The sequence below is a fragment of the Promicromonospora kroppenstedtii DSM 19349 genome (assembly GCF_000515355.1).
GTDB lineage: Bacteria > Actinomycetota > Actinomycetes > Actinomycetales > Cellulomonadaceae > Promicromonospora > Promicromonospora kroppenstedtii.
This window is the reverse complement of sequence record NZ_KI911597.1, coordinates 3,831-4,088: the sequence shown is the minus strand read 5'-3', so window position 1 is coordinate 4,088 and position 258 is coordinate 3,831. Positions and strand designations below refer to the sequence as shown.

Annotated in this window: 1 pseudogene; it reads right to left on the bottom strand. The window is 74.0% G+C overall.

The window, feature by feature from the left end:
- Positions 1-258, bottom strand: a pseudogene (locus tag PROKR_RS03230) (DUF2142 domain-containing protein); the annotation flags it as partial.

Sequence of the window (258 nt, the reverse complement as noted above, 5' to 3'; positions counted from 1 at the left end):
CCCGCGCGCCACGGCCACCGCGCACAGCAGGGCCACGACCACGGCGGCGGACCAGAAGACGGCGTCGGGCAGGCGGAGCTCCAGCCAGCCGAAGTTGCCGAAGAACGACCGGGTCAGGCCGGTGACGACGACCCGCAGGAAGTACCAGAGGCCGCGGGGCTCGTCGTCCGGGAACCGGTCCGGGATGCCCACCGGCTGCACCGTGCCCAGCACCAGCAGGTTGCGCAGCCACCACCAGCCGCCGACGGCGAACGCCAC